Origin of the sequence: Anderseniella sp. Alg231-50 (assembly GCF_900149695.1) — a bacterium.
In the GTDB taxonomy this organism is placed as follows: domain Bacteria; phylum Pseudomonadota; class Alphaproteobacteria; order Rhizobiales; family Aestuariivirgaceae; genus Anderseniella.
In genome coordinates this window covers 2,448,950-2,466,410 of sequence record NZ_LT703003.1, presented here as the reverse complement: position 1 = coordinate 2,466,410, position 17,461 = coordinate 2,448,950, and the positions used below count along the sequence as shown (strand labels likewise).

General features: G+C 57.4%; 12 protein-coding genes. 6 read left to right on the top strand and 6 right to left on the bottom strand.

The genetic code is table 11. The features are described 5' to 3' along the window. The first annotated feature begins 123 nt into the window (after positions 1–123). The 3 genes from DHN55_RS11710 to DHN55_RS11700 all read left to right on the top strand — a co-directional run bounded on the left by DHN55_RS11710 (position 124) and on the right by DHN55_RS11700 (position 3,773). Positions 124–1,083: a glycine betaine ABC transporter substrate-binding protein gene (locus DHN55_RS11710; protein WP_108881441.1), complete on the top strand. Its 960-nt coding sequence runs from the start codon at positions 124–126 to the stop codon at positions 1,081–1,083. A gap of 90 nt (positions 1,084–1,173) precedes the next feature. Continuing rightward, on the top strand, positions 1,174–2,235 hold the full coding sequence (locus tag DHN55_RS11705) for a betaine/proline/choline family ABC transporter ATP-binding protein (protein WP_108881440.1): 1,062 nt from the start codon (positions 1,174–1,176) through the stop codon (positions 2,233–2,235). Next, positions 2,232–3,773 (top strand): ABC transporter permease subunit, encoded by a 1,542-nt coding sequence (locus DHN55_RS11700; RefSeq protein ID WP_108881439.1) that lies wholly within the window; start codon positions 2,232–2,234, stop codon positions 3,771–3,773. Before DHN55_RS11705 ends, DHN55_RS11700 begins: the two co-directional genes overlap by 4 nt. A 9-nt stretch (positions 3,774–3,782) precedes the next feature. Here DHN55_RS11700 and DHN55_RS11695 read toward each other — a convergent pair whose 3' ends face one another. The 3 genes from DHN55_RS11695 to DHN55_RS11685 form a co-directional block, all read right to left on the bottom strand. Continuing rightward, a complete protein-coding gene (locus DHN55_RS11695; RefSeq protein WP_108881438.1) occupies positions 3,783–5,291 on the bottom strand; it encodes a tripartite tricarboxylate transporter permease in 1,509 nt (502 codons plus the stop codon). Positions 5,292–5,295: 4 nt separating this feature from the next. Then, complete coding sequence (locus DHN55_RS11690) at positions 5,296–5,769, bottom strand: tripartite tricarboxylate transporter TctB family protein (RefSeq protein WP_108881437.1); 474 nt, start codon at positions 5,767–5,769, stop codon at positions 5,296–5,298. A gap of 91 nt (positions 5,770–5,860) precedes the next feature. After that, a complete protein-coding gene (locus DHN55_RS11685) occupies positions 5,861–6,790 on the bottom strand; it encodes a tripartite tricarboxylate transporter substrate binding protein (protein WP_337660197.1) in 930 nt (309 codons plus the stop codon). 451 nt (positions 6,791–7,241) lie between these two features. On the opposite strand from DHN55_RS11685, the gene ppc reads away from it, so the two are divergent. Next, entirely contained in the window at positions 7,242–9,956 is a 2,715-nt protein-coding gene (gene ppc / locus DHN55_RS11680) for a phosphoenolpyruvate carboxylase (RefSeq protein ID WP_337660196.1), read from the top strand. Positions 9,957–10,001: 45 nt separating this feature from the next. Here the strand turns inward: ppc and DHN55_RS11675 are convergent, their stop codons facing one another. Continuing rightward, positions 10,002–10,955: a helix-turn-helix domain-containing protein gene (locus DHN55_RS11675; RefSeq protein WP_108881434.1), complete on the bottom strand. Its 954-nt coding sequence runs from the start codon at positions 10,953–10,955 to the stop codon at positions 10,002–10,004. 278 nt (positions 10,956–11,233) lie between these two features. On the opposite strand from DHN55_RS11675, the gene DHN55_RS11670 reads away from it, so the two are divergent. Next, a complete protein-coding gene (locus tag DHN55_RS11670) occupies positions 11,234–12,400 on the top strand; it encodes an extracellular solute-binding protein (RefSeq protein WP_108881433.1) in 1,167 nt (388 codons plus the stop codon). A 12-nt stretch (positions 12,401–12,412) separates the two neighbouring features. After that, positions 12,413–14,014 (top strand): BCCT family transporter, encoded by a 1,602-nt coding sequence (locus tag DHN55_RS11665; RefSeq protein ID WP_337660195.1) that lies wholly within the window; start codon positions 12,413–12,415, stop codon positions 14,012–14,014. A 56-nt stretch (positions 14,015–14,070) separates the two neighbouring features. On the opposite strand, the gene DHN55_RS11660 is transcribed toward DHN55_RS11665, so the two are convergent. Together DHN55_RS11660 and DHN55_RS11655 are read right to left on the bottom strand one after the other, a co-directional pair. Further along, the gene (locus tag DHN55_RS11660) at positions 14,071–15,285 is read right to left on the bottom strand and encodes an SRPBCC family protein (RefSeq protein WP_108881432.1); all 1,215 of its coding nucleotides are present in this window, start codon (positions 15,283–15,285) and stop codon (positions 14,071–14,073) included. Between the two features lie 20 nt (positions 15,286–15,305). After that, a complete protein-coding gene (locus DHN55_RS11655) occupies positions 15,306–17,378 on the bottom strand; it encodes an FAD-dependent oxidoreductase (protein WP_108881431.1) in 2,073 nt (690 codons plus the stop codon). Positions 17,379–17,461 lie beyond the last annotated feature (83 nt).

Sequence of the window (17,461 nt, the reverse complement as noted above, 5' to 3'; positions counted from 1 at the left end):
TAGGAGAATTTTCTGGTAAGGCGCGAACTGTACCTGCCAGCGTTGTCCTAACCAATGCCTGAACCATAAATGCGGTTGCTGTTGTTGAAGCGGCCGTTTCGTAAACCAGGAGGAGACTGTGAAATGAAGAAGATTATTACCGGCGCAATTCTGGCGCTTTCGATGACCGTATCGAATGCCGCTCTTGCCGTTGAAAAAGTGAATATCGGCGCACCTGCATGGACAGGCGCTCAAGCCATCGCCCATCTCATTCAGGAGATTGTGGTGTCGAAAATCGGTGGTGAGGCCAACCTTGTGCCGGGTGACAATGCGGCGATCTTCGCGGCGATGGATTCCGGCAAGGGTGACATCGATGTTCATCCCGATGTCTGGCTGCCGAACCAGAAAAGCTTTACCGATAAGTATGTGGACGGCACCGGCAAGGTTGCGCTGTCAGAAAATCCATACGAGGGCAAGCAGAGCTTTTGTGTCACCAAACAGTTTGCCGAAGCCAACAAGGTCACGTCGATCTTCGACCTTGCCCGGCCCGAGATTGCCAAGCTGATGGACTCCGACGGCAACGGCAAGGGCGAGATCTGGGTCGGTGCGCCGGGGTGGGCATCCGCCAATGTGAACCAGGTCAAGGTGCGCGACTATGGACTGCTGCCGTTCATGGAGCCGGTACGCGCTGACCAGTCGGTCATGACGGCAACCGTCGGTGACTCGATCAAGAAGGGCATCGGCTATGCCTTCTACTGCTACTCACCGCACGCCATCTGGTTCCAGCATGACGTTGTGCGCCTGGAAGAGCCTGCGTTCGATCCGGCCAAGTACAAGGCCCTGCAGCCGTCCGAAGACCCCAACTGGTACGAGAACTCCAAGGTGATGACCGAGGATGCGCTCAAGAAGGTGCAGATCGCCTATTCGAAATCGCTTGCGGAACGTTCGCCTGCGATCACCGACCTGCTGAAGAACATCAAGCTCACCGGGGAAGATGTTTCAAACTTCGCTTTCCAGATCGAAAGCGGCAAATCGGCAGACCAGGTTGCCAAGGAATGGGTCAAAGCCAACTCAGCCCGCGTCGACAGCTGGCTGGGCCTCTAAAGGTCGCGACCTGAGCAACGACATTCCGGTGCCCGGCTGGGCCGGGCACCGGTTCGAAAAAACTCCCGTAATCCTGGATCGGTCTTTCCCATGAGCAATAGCGCATATGCCATCGAGATTTCCAATGTCTGGAAGATATTCGGCGACAAGGCGGATGACGCGCTTGCCGACATCAAGGCCAATGGTCTGACCAAGAAGCAGGTTCTGGAAAAACATGCCTGTGTCATCGGTGTTGCCGATGCGAGCATGCAGATCAAGCCCGGTGAAATCTTCTGTGTCATGGGGCTGTCCGGCAGCGGCAAATCCACCCTGGTTCGCCATATCAACCGGCTGCTGGAACCCACCGCCGGGCAGATAGTGGTCAACGGCGAGGACATCATGGCGATGGCGCCGGATGTGCTGCGGAAATATCGCAACGAACATATCTCCATGGTGTTTCAGAACTTTGGCCTGATGCCGCACCGGTCGGTTCTGGACAATGTCGCGATGCCGCTGGAAATCCGGGGCATCAACAAGAACGATCGCATTGAAATTGCTGAACGCACCATTGACCTGGTGGAACTGACCGGGTGGGGCAACAAGTTTGCGCATGAGCTTTCCGGCGGCATGCAGCAGCGGGTAGGGCTGGCGAGAGCACTGGCCGCAGATCCTGAAATCCTGCTGATGGACGAACCGTTCAGTGCCCTTGATCCGCTGATCAGGCGGCAGTTGCAGAACGAGTTCATGAAGCTGGCCTCGCAAATGAACAAGACGACAGTGTTCATCACCCACGACCTGGATGAAGCGGTTCGCATCGGCGACCGTATCGCCATCATGCGCGACGGGAGGGTGGTCCAGACCGGCACGTCTGAGGATATTGTTCTCAATCCGGCAGATGACTATGTGGCGGATTTCGTCGCCGGCATATCGAGATTGAAAGTCGTTCGCGCGCACGCCGTCATGCAGAACATGAAGGCGTTTGAAAGCGCGCACGGCGGCCTGAAGAAAACGGCCAAGGCATTCGCGCAGAATGCATCGCTCAAAGAACTCATTGATCACGCCATTTTGTCGGAAGACCCGGTGGCAGTCGTCAACGGGAAAGGCACACGCGTCGGGGTGATCACACGGGCAGACCTGCTGCGCACGGTGGTCGAAGGTACGGAGACATCATGATGAAAACCGATCCGGTTATTGCGAACGAGTCGTCGGAACAACTTGCGGAAAATCGTGCCGAAAACCGCGACGAACTAATCAGGGAGTTTGTCGAGACAAACCCGGATTACTACCGCCACCAATTTGCACGCATCGGCGCCAAGGCCGGCTTTACCTGGACCTTCAACCAGATGGCGGCGCTGCTGGGTCCGATCTGGTACGGCATGCGCGGGCTTTGGAACTGGGGCCTGCCGTTTGTCATCCTGGAGACCTTCGCCTTTATCCAGATTGCACGCGGAACCTTTGGTGACCTGGGCGCTGATGCGCGGGATCGGATTGCGCAGATCGAGGGTACGCTGGAGTTTCGCAAACAGCAGCTGGAAGCTGCCATTGAGAAGAACGCCGACAATGTCGATGTGTTCAGGCGAACCATCAAGTCGCTGGAAACAGCGATTGAGGATATTCAGGCGGAGATTGTGGTTGCGGAAGCCAACGCGGTCTGGATCGTCCTGTTCGGACTGGCGATGCTGGCTGTAGTCAAGATTGCCGAAGGCATCATGGCCAATCCGGCGCTTGAGAGCCGGTTTTCGCAATGGCTGTCCGACCGGTCGATCAAGTCAGGACTGGACACTCTCAGAACCGGTACAAGTGCCGTATTCGTATTGCTTATTTTTGCCGTCAGCATCATCCATTTTGCGTTCCCTGGAACGGTGTCCTGGCTGGCGGTTTTCCCGACCGACGTCAATATCCGGCTGACCGCGATCAAGTTCGTCGAGCAGTTCTTCGAGTTCGTACGCTCGTCGGGGCAGTGGGCTTTTGACTTCGTCAGCTATGGCATCCGGGTTGTTCTCGACGGCCTGGAAGTGTTGTTTGTTGCAACCCCATGGCCGGTGATCGCCAGTTTCATAATCCTGCTGACATGGCTGTCGGCCGGTTTCCTGGCCGCGATGGCATCCGCCGGTTTCCTGGCCTACATGGGCCTGTTCGGCTTTTGGGAAAAGGCAATGACGACGCTGGCACTGCTGGGCACGGCTGCCTGCATCTCGATTGTGCTGGGCATTCCACTGGGCCTGTTCTGTGCCAGGCGTCCCAGGTTCTATGCGATCATTCGCCCGATCATGGACTTCATGCAGACCATGCCGTCCTTCGTGTTCATGATCCCTGTGATCGCCTTCTTCAGTGTCGGCAAGCCGGCCGCCGTCATCACGACGATGATCTTTGGCGGTACGCCGGTTGTTCGCCTGACGGTACTTGGCATGCGCGGCGTGCCGGAAGCGGTCAGGGAAGCGGCAATCGCCTATGGCGCATCGAAATGGTACCTGCTGACCCGGGTCGACCTGCCGCTTGCCTCGCCATCCATCCTGGCCGGCGTCAACCAGACCATCATGCTCTCACTGGCCATGGTTGTGGTGGCATCGCTGATCGGTGCCAAGGGGCTTGGTGAGGACGTGCTGGAAGCGCTGCAATACTCATCGGTAGGCCAGGGCATCCTGGCAGGCTTCGCCATCCTGTTCTGCGCCATGATCCTCAACCGGGTGATACAGGGGCAGAGGGACTAGGGATCTGCATCATGTATCGACGGTTGGATTTCGCGCTCGTCGGTATTGATTCCATGCTGCTACCAGGATTGGCATGAGCCACAGCATGATGGTGATGACGCCGAGGGTTGCCGCTATGGGGCGGGAGAAGAAGCCTAACATGCTGCCGTCGGCCTTGATCATCGATGCCATGAAATTGTCCTCGACCATGCCGCCGAGGACGATGCCGAGAATGGCAGGTGCTACAGGAAAGCCGTTTTCCTCCATCAGGTAGGCGACGATGCCGAGAACCAACATAACGGTGATGCCGAAGACCGTGTTGTTGATGGCAAATGCGCCGACCATGCAGAACATGAGGATCAGCGGCATGAGCACACGGCGTGGTATTTTCAGAATCTGGCGCGACAGTCTGATGGCCGCAAAACCCAACGGCAACAGGGCCAGATTGGCAAGAAAAAATGCGATGAACACGGCGTAGATCAGTTCCGGGTTCTGGATGAATACCATCGGGCCGGGGTTCATGCCCTTCATGTAGAGTACGCCGATGACTATGGCGGTTATGGAATCGCCGGGAATGCCAAAGACAATTGCCGGCACCCAAGCGCCGGCCAGGCTGGCATTGTTGGCAGAGCCTGCATCAACCAGCCCTTCGGGATGGCCGGTGCCGAACTTGTCTGGCTCCTTCGATCGCTTCTTGGAAATTGCATAACAGATCCAGGCGGCGATATCGGCTCCGGCACCCGGCAAAATGCCGACCACCGCGCCAATGGAACTGCCACGGGCGATGTTGAACTTGTAGCGCAGCAGGATCCGACCAAGACCTGAGAACACGCTGCCGACGGATTGCTGTGGCACCTCAATGACGGTGCGCCTGGATGCCACGTAACGCAGCACTTCGGAGATGGCGAACATGCCGATCATGGCCGGAATAAAGCTCACGCCGCCCATCAGTTCGATGTTACCGAAGGTGAACCGCGGATGTCCCGCCGTGCCATCAATGCCGATGGTGGCGATGAACAGCCCGATCAGCAGTGACACAAAGCCCTTTATGGTGGAGCCGGTTGAAATGATGACGGCGCATGACAACCCCAGGCAGGCCAGCCAGAAATATTCGAACGAGGAGAACTGGATTGCGAATTCGGCAAGTGCCGGTGCGCTGAGTGATAACACTATGGACCCGGCCAGCCCGCCGATAACCGATGTGACCAGGGCAATGCCGAGGGCGCGTTCTGCAAGACCTTTCTTGGTCATGGCGTAGGCTTCGTCGCAATAGGCGGCTGAAGCAGGCGTACCGGGAATGCGCAGCAGGGCGCCTGGTATGTCTCCTGCAAAGATTGCAGTGGCAACCGTCGCGACGATTGCCGCAATGGCGGGAACCGGGTCCATGAAAAAGGTGAACGGTATCAGGAGCGCCGTTGCCATGGTGGCGGTAAGCCCCGGAATGGCACCGACGAACAAGCCAAACATGGCCGCTAGAAGCATGACGCCCAACGTGTATGGGTCGGTTACAAGGGTGAGGGCTTTGAGAATCGTTTCCATGCGCTCACCACGCAAGCGGTAGCAGCAGACCCCAGGGCAGGGGCACCAGCAGCAGTTTTGCAAACAGCGTGTGGATCACCATGGTGGAGATCGTGGCTATGACGACACTTGTGACCAGGCTTGAACCAAGCCGGACCAACAGCACGGACTGGATCAGCAAAGCGGTCGGAATAAAGCCCAACCAGGTCGAGAATACGATGTAGAAAACAATGCTGCCAAGCAGGATGATGACATTGACCACATTGCCGCGGTCTTGCGCCCAATCTCCAACAACCACCAGCGGTTGAGTTGCGCGGCGCGCCCAACCCCGCGCAATCAGGATGCCGCCAAACAGCATAAGCCCCGCACCGATTATGACGGGGAACAGATCCGGTCCGTAATCCTGTCCGTGCAGTCTGGGAAATGTGCGCGCGTAGGAGATTTCCGCGATTGCGAATGCAATCAGGATCAGGCCAAACACACTGTCATTGAACCGCATGACCGAACTATCGCTCCTGGGCGTCCAAAAAGAAAGGTACGCTGCAGGCGCAACGAACCTTTCTTCTTAATGGTACTGGACGGCCGGTCCGTTATTTGGCCAGGCCGACGGCTTTCATTACCGTGCCGAGCGAGGCGTCACTTTCTTCCATCCAAGTGGCGAATTCCGCTCCCGGTTTCCATACCAGACCGAAACCGCGGCCCTTCATGAATTCCTGAAATTCCGCAGACTTCCAGACCTTTTCCAGGGCTGCAGACAGTTTGGCGGTTGCTTCGTCCGGCATGCCCTTGGGACCTGCCACACCGCGCCATGCGGCCAGTTTCCAGTCGAGACCGGATGCTTCCTTCAAGGTCGGTACGTCGGGGAAGGCGCCCAGTTTGACATCATCCATGACCGCCAGCGACTTGACCTTGCCGGCGCTGATCAGGGCCGATGCTTCAACAACTGAACAGGTGACGATATCAACGCCGCCTGCGACCAGCTCCTGCAGGCCGGGGGCTGCTCCCTTTGAGGGAACCCATGGAGCTGCTGCCGGGTCGGTGCCTGCGGTGTTCAGCATGCCTGCCAGTGCGAGATGCCAGATACCGCCCTGACCGGTCCCGGACGCTTTGAACTTGCCCGGATTTGCCTTGATGGCATCTACAACGTCCTTTGCGGTTTTCCACTCGCTGTCGGCGCGTACCTGCAGGCCTGCGGCATCGTAATTATACAGCGCAATCGGCGTGTAGTCCTTGCCGGTAAGTTCGGTCAGGCCGGCCCAATGCATCATGCCGATTTCAACGGTAACGACGCCAATGGTGTACCCGTCGGGAGCTGCGTTTGCGATGGCCGAATGGCCGACAACGCCGCTGCCGCCAGTGCGATTGACAACATTGACCGGCTGACCCAGTTCGTCTTTCAGCAGGCCTGCGATCATACGGCCGGTTGCATCGGTACCGCCGCCGGCACCCCACGGTACGATGAGGGTTATGGGACGCTCAGGATATTCGGCCGCTGCCGGCAGGGCAGCGATCGCAGTCATGAATCCGGCCATTGCCAACATGGCCGTTTTGCTAAGAACTCGACGATTCAACATCTTGTTGTTTCTCCCTTGGTCAATCTGACAAACAGTAACCGTCCCAGGTAGCGCATTTTATTGGCGCTATGATCATCGCCAGCGCCATAAAAGTGTGGCCCATGTCCCGTTACGGAACAAGGTGCGATTGCCTGACAATTCAGGCTATTCCCGAATAGAGATGAAATGGCGGTTCCGTGCCTTGTCGGATGTGATTGGCAGCGCGTGTCATCATTGACTTGCTGCGCTGCAACATAAATGGCAGTATATTGCTGCATTGCGTCGTAGGAGCTGTTGCCTTGCCGACAATTCAACAGCATGCTGAATTCAGTCATCCTGAAAGGACACCGCCATTTCCACCGCCGCCTTTGCCAACCGGAACACGTCCGAGATACGAGATACTGCCAAGGACGCCCCTTTGCAGGAAGACATCCGCCTGCTTGGGCGCATGCTGGGCGACTGCGTGCGCGACAAGGAGGGCAACGAGATTTTCGACCTTGTCGAAAACATTCGCCGGACTTCGACGCGGTTGCACAGGTCGGATGACAAACCATCCCATGACGAGCTCCAGGACCTGCTGGAACAACTGACGCCGGAGCAGGCGGTCGAGGTGATCCGCGCCTTCAGTTATTTCTCGCACCTGGCAAACATTGCCGAGGACCAGCACCACATCCGCCGTACCCATCATCATGAACTGGCAGGGTCTCCGCCGCGGGCCGGTTCCCTGCAGCGCGCCATTAGTACAGCACTTGCGTCAGGAATGACCGCCGGCCAACTGGCGAAATTCTTTGAAACCGCGCTGGTGTCGCCGGTTCTGACCGCCCATCCGACAGAGGTGCGGCGGCGCACGACCATGTACTGGGAAAGCGACATTGTCGACCTGCTGCGCGAACGCGAGCGCGGCCAGCTTACCGCGCAGGAACTGGCAGCCACGGAGACGCAGTTGCGCATCGCCATCGAGACCCTGTGGCAAAGCAACCTTTTGCGCCGCTCCAGGCTCACGGTGGCGGATGAAGTCAAGAATGGCGTATCGTATTACAACAGCACCTTTCTGGCCGAAGTGCCCCGGCTGCACCAGCAGGTCGAGGAGACGCTTGCCCGGCATCTGGACGGCAAGGCCATGCCGTCGCTGAAGTTTATCCAGATGGGCAGCTGGATCGGCGGCGACAGGGACGGCAATCCGTTTGTGACAGCAGATGTCCTGCAACAGACCCTGACTCTGCAGACCGATGCTGCACTGAACTATTATCTTGAGGAACTCGAAGGGCTGAGGAGCGAACTGTCGATTGCGACCACCGTGTCCAATGTCTCCGACGCGGTGCTGGCGCTGGCGCAAGGTTCGCCCGACAAGTCCGCTCACAGGGAAAAGGAGCCGTATCGGTTGGTCTCACGACTGATCAAGCACCGTGTTATGGCGACAAGGCACAACCTGACCGGGACGGCTTCGGAAAACGACGATAACGTGTATCCGCCTTACCAGACACCGGATGAACTGATTGCAGACCTCGATGTCATGTACGCTTCATTGTGCGAAAACGGCTCGAAGCTGATCGCCAATGGCCGTCTCAGCAGCTTGCGCCGGGCAGTGGAATGCTTCGGGTTCCATCTCGCCAGTCTCGACCTACGGCAAAACTCGGATGTGCACCAGCGCACCGTGGCAGATCTTCTGGCTGCCGTGGACCCGGACGTCGACTACCTTGCGATGAGTGAAGCTGAGCGGGTCGAAATCCTGGAAACGGAACTTACCCGGCACCGGCCACTGCTGCGCCCGTACTGGGATTACAGCGAGGAGACGGCAAAGGAACTGGCTATTTTCAGGGCGGCCAACGAGGCGCACCAGAAGTACGGCCCGCGGGTCATCACCACGTCGATCATTTCCAATACCACCAGCGTGTCCGATCTGCTTGAACTGGCGATCCTGCTCAAGGAGGCCGGTCTGATAACGCCGGAGGGTACTGCCAGCGTAAATATTGTGCCGCTGTTCGAGACCATCGAGGATTTACGGGCGTGTACCGAAATCATGGATCAGCTGTTGTCGATCCCCGCTTACCGCAAGCTGGTTGATCATCTCGGCGGTGTGCAGGAAGTCATGCTGGGTTACTCGGACAGCAACAAGGACGGTGGATTTGTTACCTCCGGCTGGGAACTCTACAAGGCCGAAACAGGCCTGGTCGCACTCCTGACCCGCCACGGTGTCCGCCTGCGCCTGTTCCATGGGCGCGGCGGTTCGGTGGGGCGCGGCGGCGGTCCGGCATTTGAAGCTGTTCTTGCCCAGCCTGCGGGGGCCGTTCAGGGCCAGATCCGGGTCACCGAGCAGGGCGAGATCATTTCAAGCAAGTATTCAAACCCCTGGCTTGGCAGGCGCAACCTGGAAACCCTTGTCGCAGCCACGCTTGAAGCCTCGCTGGAGCAGCCTGACAAGCATGCCGTTCCGGCGGAATGGCTCCAGATCATGGAAGACCTGTCGGCCTATGCGTTTGCCGCCTATCGCGACCTGGTCTACGAAACCGAAGGCTTTGAGGATTTTTTCTGGTCTTCAACGGTGATCAACGAGATCGCGACCCTGAACATCGGTTCACGGCCTGCGTCGCGCGCCAAGACCCGTGACATCACGGCATTGCGCGCTATTCCCTGGGTGTTCAGCTGGGCACAATGCCGTGTCATGCTGCCGGGCTGGTATGGCTTCGGGGCAGCGGTGGAGAAATGGCTGGACGCAGATCCGAACAACACGACAGACAAGCTGACCGAGCTTTACAATGCCTGGCCGTTCTTCCGGGCCCAGTTGTCGAACATGGACATGGTGCTGGCCAAAACCAGCATGGCCATTGCCCGGCGTTATGCCAACCTGGTCGAAGACGAAACCCTGCGTGAAACCATTTACGGCCGCATCCGCGGGGAATGGCAGTCCACGGTTGACGCGGTGCTCCGCATCAGCCGCCAGCATGAACTGCTGGAACGCAACCCGCTGCTGAACCGGTCGATCCAGAACCGCTTCCCGTATCTCGATCCACTCAATCATATTCAGGTCGAGATGATGAAGCTGAGCCGGGCCCAGTCGCAGGATCCCAAGGTTTTGCGCGGCATTCAGCTTACCATCAACGGCATTGCCGCCGGCCTGCGCAATAGTGGCTAGGGCCGAGCGTCGTGGCTCAATGCCCTGTGATGTGGTCACGGGACTTTAGTTCAGCCGACCTGCACGGTGCTTGCGAATGGTCGTGCCATAGTGTGCGGAATAGGCTCTCGCGAGCGACGCAGACGACGAAAACCCTGTCTTGGCAGCGATCTGGGAACAGGACAACCTGGTTTCCTCAACCAGTCTCCGCGCGGCTGACAGGCGGATTGAAGCATAGTACCGGCCCGGCGACACATTGATCTCCCGCAAAAAAATCCGGGTAAGGGTGCGCTGAGAACACGAGGCCAGAATCGCAATCTGGTCGACCGACAGCGGCTCTTCTATATGGGCGCGCATGGCGTCGATTGCCTTGAGCATTTGCGGCGACCGGTTTGAGACACTCAGGTTGATGGCACCGCGACCCTCGCGGTATTTCATCTCGGCATCGTAGACGAACATATTGGTGACGTCGAAGGCCAGTGCCGAGCCGTAGTCCGAATATATGCGCGAAATCATCATTTCCAGCCCCGCCGTGGCACCGCCGGCACTGATGCGGGGACCATCGGAAACAAACCGGTCGCTTACAACCTTCACATTGGGAAATGTCTCGGCGAAATCGCCGAGCTCCTCCCAGTGGACGGTCGCCCTGTATCCGTCCAGAACACCGGCGCTGGCCAGCAGCCACGCGCCCATGTCGATGGCACCGAGATCACAGCCGTGATGGTCCAGTCTTCTTAATGCGGCGCTGGTCGTGCGCGTGGCATGTTCACGCGCGCCGACGCCGGCAATTGTAAAAAGGTTCTCCGGCAGCCGGGACACTGAATTGAGATTCTTGCACCGGATTTCAATGCCGCTCGAACTGGTTGCAGTCGATCCTTCGACACTCAGCAACCGCCACTCATACAGCTTTTGACCGGACAGACTGTTGGCGGCCCGCAAAGGTTCGAGACCACTTGCGAGAACCATGTTGGAGAAACCATCCAGCAGCAGGAAATCCATCAGTATGGGCGAGATTGTCATAACAAGTGAAATCTATGGCTGAAATCGCAAAATTTATAGTTGTTTTTCAACCTAGGCTTTTTCGATGCGGAGGTTAGGGCAGGATTCTAAAAAACAGATACGAGGCTGTTCCGACAAGTGGGCGGGTACTTTGGCCACACCGGATCAGGACGAATTTTGGTTACCGGGGACAATACCCCGGTGCTGACCGCCTCTGACATGTTCGAGCAACTTTTCGGGTTCTGCCGAAGCCGGGTTGCTCTTGCGGGAGCAAAACAAGAATTACGGGAGTAGGTTGGATGAGCTTGAATCCAGTGAAGTATGCGTGCGGCCGATTGATTGCGTTGGTCATTCTGGGATGCATGACCGTTTCGGGCGCAAGTCACGCCCAGGACAGTTCAACCACATCAGGTGGTGATGCCATGAGCGCCGGCAGGGCGCTGACATTCACTTCCTGGACCGGACCCTATATGCGAAGCCAGATGCTTGGGTTTGTCAGGCCGTACGAAATGGCCCGGGGCTCACGCGTGCGGGTGGAACACTATGCCGGCGGTATAGATGAGATCCGCGACCAGGTGGAATCTGCAAACGTCATCTGGGATGTGGTCGATCTGACCCAGGCAGATTCGCTTCGCGCATGCAATGAAGGCCTGCTTGAGAACCTTGAAGATATTGATCTGCCTGACGGCAAGGACGGTGCAAAGTTTCGTGACGACTTCGTCGATGGCGCGCTCAACAAGTGCGGGGTAGGCGTTATCGTCTGGGCCACTGCCTACGGCTACAACAAGGACGTCTTTACCGACGGTGCCCCAGGCTCAATAGCCGACTTCTTCGATACCAAGAAATTCCCCGGTCGGCGCGCTATTCGCAAGGATCCTTCGGTGGTCATGGAATGGGCCCTGATTGCCGACGGAGTTGCACCGCAGGATGTCTACCCGCTGTTGGAAACGCAAGATGGTGTCAAACGTGCCCTGAAAAAGATGGATGCGATCAAACCAGGCCTGCAACTGTGGACAAAGGGACTGGAGCCGGTGCGGCTGCTGAATGCCGGTGAGGCGGCCATGAGCATGATCTGGGCGACCACCGGAGCCACCGAAGCGCAGAAGGAGAATGCCAAATTTTCGATCATCTGGGATGGCCGGGTCATCGAACTCGATCTTTTCGGCATTCCCAAAGGCAGCCTCAACAAACAAGCCGCCATTGATTTCATCCGGTTTGCCAGCAGCTCTGAATCGCTGGCAAACATGGTGAAGCAACTGCCCAACGGGCCAACCAGAAAATCGTCGCTGGCACTGTTGCCGGAAGACGTGCAGGCACAATTGCCGAACGGACCTGCCTATGCAGACAAGGTTTCGATCCGGTCTGATGCGCAGTGGTGGTCGAAGAATCATGCATCCCTGAAAGAAGCGTTTGACGCGTGGCTGGCGGAATCGGGCCAGCAGGGTGCAGCCGGTACAACAAGATAAGGGGAAGGAAGAATGTCTGACAATTCACCCAATAAGCCCGACAACCTGATTGCCAAAACAGGCCTTTTTGCGGGTATGAATGCGACCATGGCGATTGCGTCCATGATGATGATCCTGGCCTTTGTCGGCTATACCATCATCGATGTGGAACGCTCATCGGCCGTATTCCTGGTCGGCAAGAATTTCATAATTGGAACAATGGACTGGTTTTACGTACTGGTCGTGAATGCCGCCCTGTTCTTCTCGCTTTGGCTGTTGTTCAGCCGGTTTGGCGATGTGAAATTGGGCAAGGATGATGATGAGCCGGACTTTTCGACCTTTTCCTGGATTGCGATGCTGTTTTCAGCCGGTCTCGGATCAGGCTTGATTTACTGGGGCGTCTCGGAGCCAATGTTCCATATTCAGGGCAACCCGATTGCTGATCAAACCGGTATTGAGGCAAATTCCACAGCCGCTGCCGTCAAGGCAGTAACCGTGACAATCTTCCATTGGGGATTCCATGGTTGGGGACTTTATGTACTGGCAGGCTTGTGTCTGGCGTATTTCGCCTACCGCAATGACTTGCCGCTGACACCCCGTGCAGCCCTTTACCCGATCCTGAAAGACCGGATCTACGGTCCCTGGGGGCATCTGGTCGACCTGATTGCGGTATTTGGTACGATTTTCGGTATTGCAACATCCCTTGGCCTCGGCATCACGCCGATAGCCGCAGGTATCGAACGTCTCGGACTGATGGAAAACAACCTGACCAATCAATTGATACTGGTCGCGATCATTACGGTGCTGGGAACCGCGTCTGCGGCGTCGGGTGTCGGCAAGGGGGTGCGGATATTGTCCGAGATGAACGTAATCGCTAGCCTGGGACTGCTGATCCTGTTTCTTGTTCTTGGGCCAACGGCGTTTCTTCTCGGGGTAACCATCTCGGGAATAGGCGACTATCTGTGGAACGTCGTTCCGATGGGTTTCTGGATCAACGGGGACCCCAAGAACGAGTGGCAGAGCTGGTGGACCATTTTCTACTGGGGATGGTGGATTGCGTGGTGCCCGTTTGTGGGCATGTTTATCGCCCGCGTATCCAAGGGGCGGACCATCCGCGAGTTCTGTATTGCCGTGCTGTTCGTTCCGGTCTCCGTAGTGATGATCTGGATGGGTGTTTTCGGCGGAGCTGCTGCGGGTGTTGATCTGTTCTACAACGCAGGTGTTGCTGAAGCAGTCAACGATGATTATGCCCGCGGCGTGTTCCAGACCGTAGCCGGATTTGGCTATAGCTGGCTGACCACGCCGATCTATGCCCTGATCACGGTGCTTCTGATTTCATGGTTTGTGACTTCGTCTGACTCCGGCACGCTTGTGCTATGCACGATGCTTTCCATGGGAGACGAGCACCCGCCCATCAAATTCCGCATTTTTTGGGGATTGACCGTGGGAGTTGTAGCGGCCGTGTTGATGCTGGCAGGCGGCTTGAGCGCCTTGCAGACAGCATCGATTGTAGCTGGGCTGCCAATTGCGGTAATTGTGCTTCTGATGATCTATGGCATGGTGAAAACCCTGCATGAAGAGCATCCGGCGCCTGATTACAAGGACAAGTACGACCTGGAGTTCCTCAACAGGTAAATTGCCTATTCAACAAATCAAGTGCTTGGCCAAGAGTTTGGCCAAGCACAGACTGTCTACTCCCCAATTCGCTGCAGATAGCCGTGATAGAATGTTTCTATGCCCCATTCCATGTTCGAAAGCGGGCCGGGCCTGAAGGCGACCGAATTCACCCCCTGCTGGTTGTAGCGGATGATCCGCTCATCATCCTGGGACGTGACATCCCACAGCCAGGTCAGATCGTCGATTGTGTAGTCGCGTCCTTCAACGGCGTCACCACGGACCATCCAGACAATCTGGATGTCTGTTTCCTGCAGTGTCCTGGGGACGAAACGATATCCGACGATGTAGTCGGCATAGGCCAGGAAGCTGTTGAGCGGCCCGATCATCACATCCGTTGCGCCGCCGTCATACCCGGTGAGTTCTCCCACCAGTGGTGCCACCGGTTTACCTGACCGCGAGCCGGTCTTGTAACCGGGATAAAGCGGATAGCGCCGGTAATAGATGTCGCTGCCGAGGTTTTCCGCGTCAGGTCCGGTCTCGTTGAGTTCAGCAACAGGCAGGCCGGCAAGACTCGAATTCTCCGCCAGTGCCGACAGCAGTTCCTCTGTCATGGAGGCGGGGTCCTTGAGGCTGTGCGAGCGTGAATATTCCTTATGTGCAGGCGCACAGTGATAACACTCGAGATAGTTTTCCAGCGCCAGCTTCCAGTTGGCAGGTACCGGGTAGGATGCAGAGTGCGCCACCTTCAGGTTCTCAATGCCGAACGGCTTTGTAAGCGGTGCAAGCCGTTCAAGGGCAGGTTGCAGGTCGGGCGGCTGATCGGAAAGACAAACGAAAATCAGGCCCTGGAATATTTTAAGGCTGGCCGAGAACAGACTGTAGTCAGCGCGGTTGAAGTCAGCGTCCATTTCACGCTCAGTGCGCAGGCTGCCATCAAGATCGTATGTCCAGGCATGATAGGGGCAGGACAGCACGGAGGTTTTCCCGGACGCTTCCAGGCATACTCGCGAGCCACGATGACGGCAGACATTGACGTGCGCACGGATTTCACTTTGCCGGTCTCTCACCACGACAACCGACTCGGCACCATAGTCGAACCTGAAGAAATTTCCGGGTTCGGGGACCTGGCTCACATGGCCGACCCAGATCCAGTTCCGGTTCCAGAACGATTTGATATCGTGGTCAAAAACGGCCTGTGAGGTGTAAAAAGCGCCCGGCAGCGCAAAACCGGCTTGTCGGGTTGTTGCCAGTTCCTTCACGTCGGCAATAGCGGCTTGGTCCAATGACATTCCCATACTGAGGCTCCACTTCAAGTGCCTGACAAGGCAGTGATTTCCCGCCTGAATACTGCAGCTGCAACATCTGCGGGGTCTTTCTCGAAATCGCGCGCAGCCATGTGGCCGGAGTAGACAGCATCGGCAATGAGGCCGGGAGCCGCCGCGTCGCCAATCAGTTCGAGTGTTGCGGGCCTGAACCCGTCCGCGCCTGCTTGCTGCAACTCTTCAAACAATCCGGTGTGGCGTAGACGTTCGGTCACCAGGACAACCGCCTCACAGGTAAGTATTTCTGCCTGCCCGGTGAACGTACAGGCCACCTCGCAAGAGCCGGCGGCTATGGTCTTGAGCTGCTTGTGAGGCATGATCTCGACGCCCTTTTGCAACAACGAGGTCTGTATTCTGCTCTGCTCAAGCGTCGCCTGCGTCCATGGCGACACCATGCTGGCAGGCGTAATGAAACAGACCTTGTTGCCGAGCTCTGCAAGACGTTCGGCAATGACGCCGGCCAGATAGGCCTGATCATCATCATAGATGACCACCCGGCCTGAAGCCGGCAGGTTGCCTGACATGATGTCGTCAGGCGTGAACATTGAAGCACCTTCGCTGATTTGAAGCGGTGTCCTGGACGTCCTGCCGACGCCATCGCGCCGCCAGCTTGCGCCGGTTGCAAGAAAGATGTTGCCGATGCCAAGCTCGTCGATGTGAGCCGCGTCGAGCTTGCTGTCGAGGAAGACCTGAACGTTGCCGCGCTGGGAGAGGTCATAGGTCCTGTGATCAGCGACTCTTTTCCAGGCGCCGAGACCGGGCAGGGCGGACTCGCGCAGGACCCTGCCGCCAAGCTGATCCGCGGCTTCCGCCAGTGTCACGTCATAACCACGCCTGGCAAGCTGCATGGCGCATTCAAGACCTGCCGGGCCGCCGCCGACCACGAGCGCATCCTGCTCGCTTCCCCTGGCGTGAATTTTCTCCGGATGCCAGTTACGTCGCCATTCTTCACCCATGGTGGGGTTTTGCGTGCAGCGGATCGGGATGCCGAAACTGTCGCAGGACACGCAGATATTGCAGCCGATGCACTCGCGGATTTCCTCAATCCTGTCGTCCCTGATCTTGGCAGGCAGAAACGGGTCGGCAATAGACGGGCGTGCAGCCCCGATGAAATCAACGACACCGTTCCTGACCATGGCGGCCATCATGTCGGGCGAATTCAACCGCCCGACTGCAACGACGGGCTTGGAGGTGAGCTTCTTGACGAAGTCGATGTAGGAGGTCTGGTAGCCGTCTTCCGGCTGGAACCGGGTGGTTGCTGAATCATTTGACCAGTCAGACACGTTCACATCCCACAGATCGGGGAATTCAGCCAGCATCTCCACCACTTCGCGGCCTTCAGCCGATGCCTGCATGCCGGACGGACCCATCATTTCATCAACAGCGAAGCGAAGCGCCACGGCGCAGTCATCGCCGATTGCGTCCTTTGTGTCTTCGAGCAGTTCCCGCATCAGGCGGGCACGGTTTTCCAGGCTGCCGCCATACTCGTCGGTGCGATCATTGTATTCCTTCAACAGGAAATGATGCGCCAGTGTCATGCGATGGCCGGCATACACGTAGACGATGTCAAAGCCTGCCCGCTTTGCGCGCAAGGCTGCGTCCCTGTGCCATTGACGGAAGGCGCGGATATCCGACTTGTCCATTGCCCTTGCCTGCTTGGGGTAAATCAGATCGACGGTCATGTCGGACGGCGCCAGCACGGGCGCCCTGGACATCAGGTTGGCTGAGTGATTGCCATTGTGAACAAGTTCGATTGCGGCAAGTGACCCTTTATCATGTACCGCCTCGGTCATCAGGCGGAGTGCCGGTATGTCATGGTCGTCCCAGATCCGCTGTTCGGGATAAGGTGACAAGTCCGATGACGGGTGCAGTTCTGCTTCTTCGGTGCTGACAACGGCCCAGCCGCCTTCGGCTTTCATGGCTCGCATGGCCGCATGGGCACGCGGGCGCAAATGGCCAAGCCCGCAACAATGAGGCACCTGGTAAAACCGGTTGCGTGCTGTGACAGGACCTATTTTGACCGGTTCAAAAAGTACAGAATACTTGCCACTGTCCGCCATGCGTGCGCTCCGTTCACAAACCCGATCAGCGCCGTTGAGCCCGGGTAAAGTGCAATCGGCTCGTCGACCTGATCACCATCAAA

Excerpts from the sequence above, each read along its gene's own strand:
- DHN55_RS11690 (WP_108881437.1), bottom strand. The coding sequence starts at position 5,769 with ATGCGGTTCAATGACAGTGTGTTTGGCCTGATCCTGATTGCATTCGCA.
- DHN55_RS11670 (WP_108881433.1), top strand. The coding sequence starts at position 11,234 with ATGAGCTTGAATCCAGTGAAGTATGCGTGCGGCCGATTGATTGCGTTG.
- DHN55_RS11705 (WP_108881440.1), top strand. The coding sequence starts at position 1,174 with ATGAGCAATAGCGCATATGCCATCGAGATTTCCAATGTCTGGAAGATA.
- DHN55_RS11700 (WP_108881439.1), top strand. The coding sequence starts at position 2,232 with ATGATGAAAACCGATCCGGTTATTGCGAACGAGTCGTCGGAACAACTT.
- DHN55_RS11660 (WP_108881432.1), bottom strand. The coding sequence starts at position 15,285 with ATGTCATTGGACCAAGCCGCTATTGCCGACGTGAAGGAACTGGCAACA.
- DHN55_RS11675 (WP_108881434.1), bottom strand. The coding sequence starts at position 10,955 with ATGACAATCTCGCCCATACTGATGGATTTCCTGCTGCTGGATGGTTTC.
- DHN55_RS11665 (WP_337660195.1), top strand. The coding sequence starts at position 12,413 with ATGTCTGACAATTCACCCAATAAGCCCGACAACCTGATTGCCAAAACA.
- DHN55_RS11685 (WP_337660197.1), bottom strand. The coding sequence starts at position 6,790 with ATGACTGCGATCGCTGCCCTGCCGGCAGCGGCCGAATATCCTGAGCGT.
- DHN55_RS11655 (WP_108881431.1), bottom strand. The coding sequence starts at position 17,378 with ATGGCGGACAGTGGCAAGTATTCTGTACTTTTTGAACCGGTCAAAATA.
- DHN55_RS11710 (WP_108881441.1), top strand. The coding sequence starts at position 124 with ATGAAGAAGATTATTACCGGCGCAATTCTGGCGCTTTCGATGACCGTA.
- DHN55_RS11695 (WP_108881438.1), bottom strand. The coding sequence starts at position 5,291 with ATGGAAACGATTCTCAAAGCCCTCACCCTTGTAACCGACCCATACACG.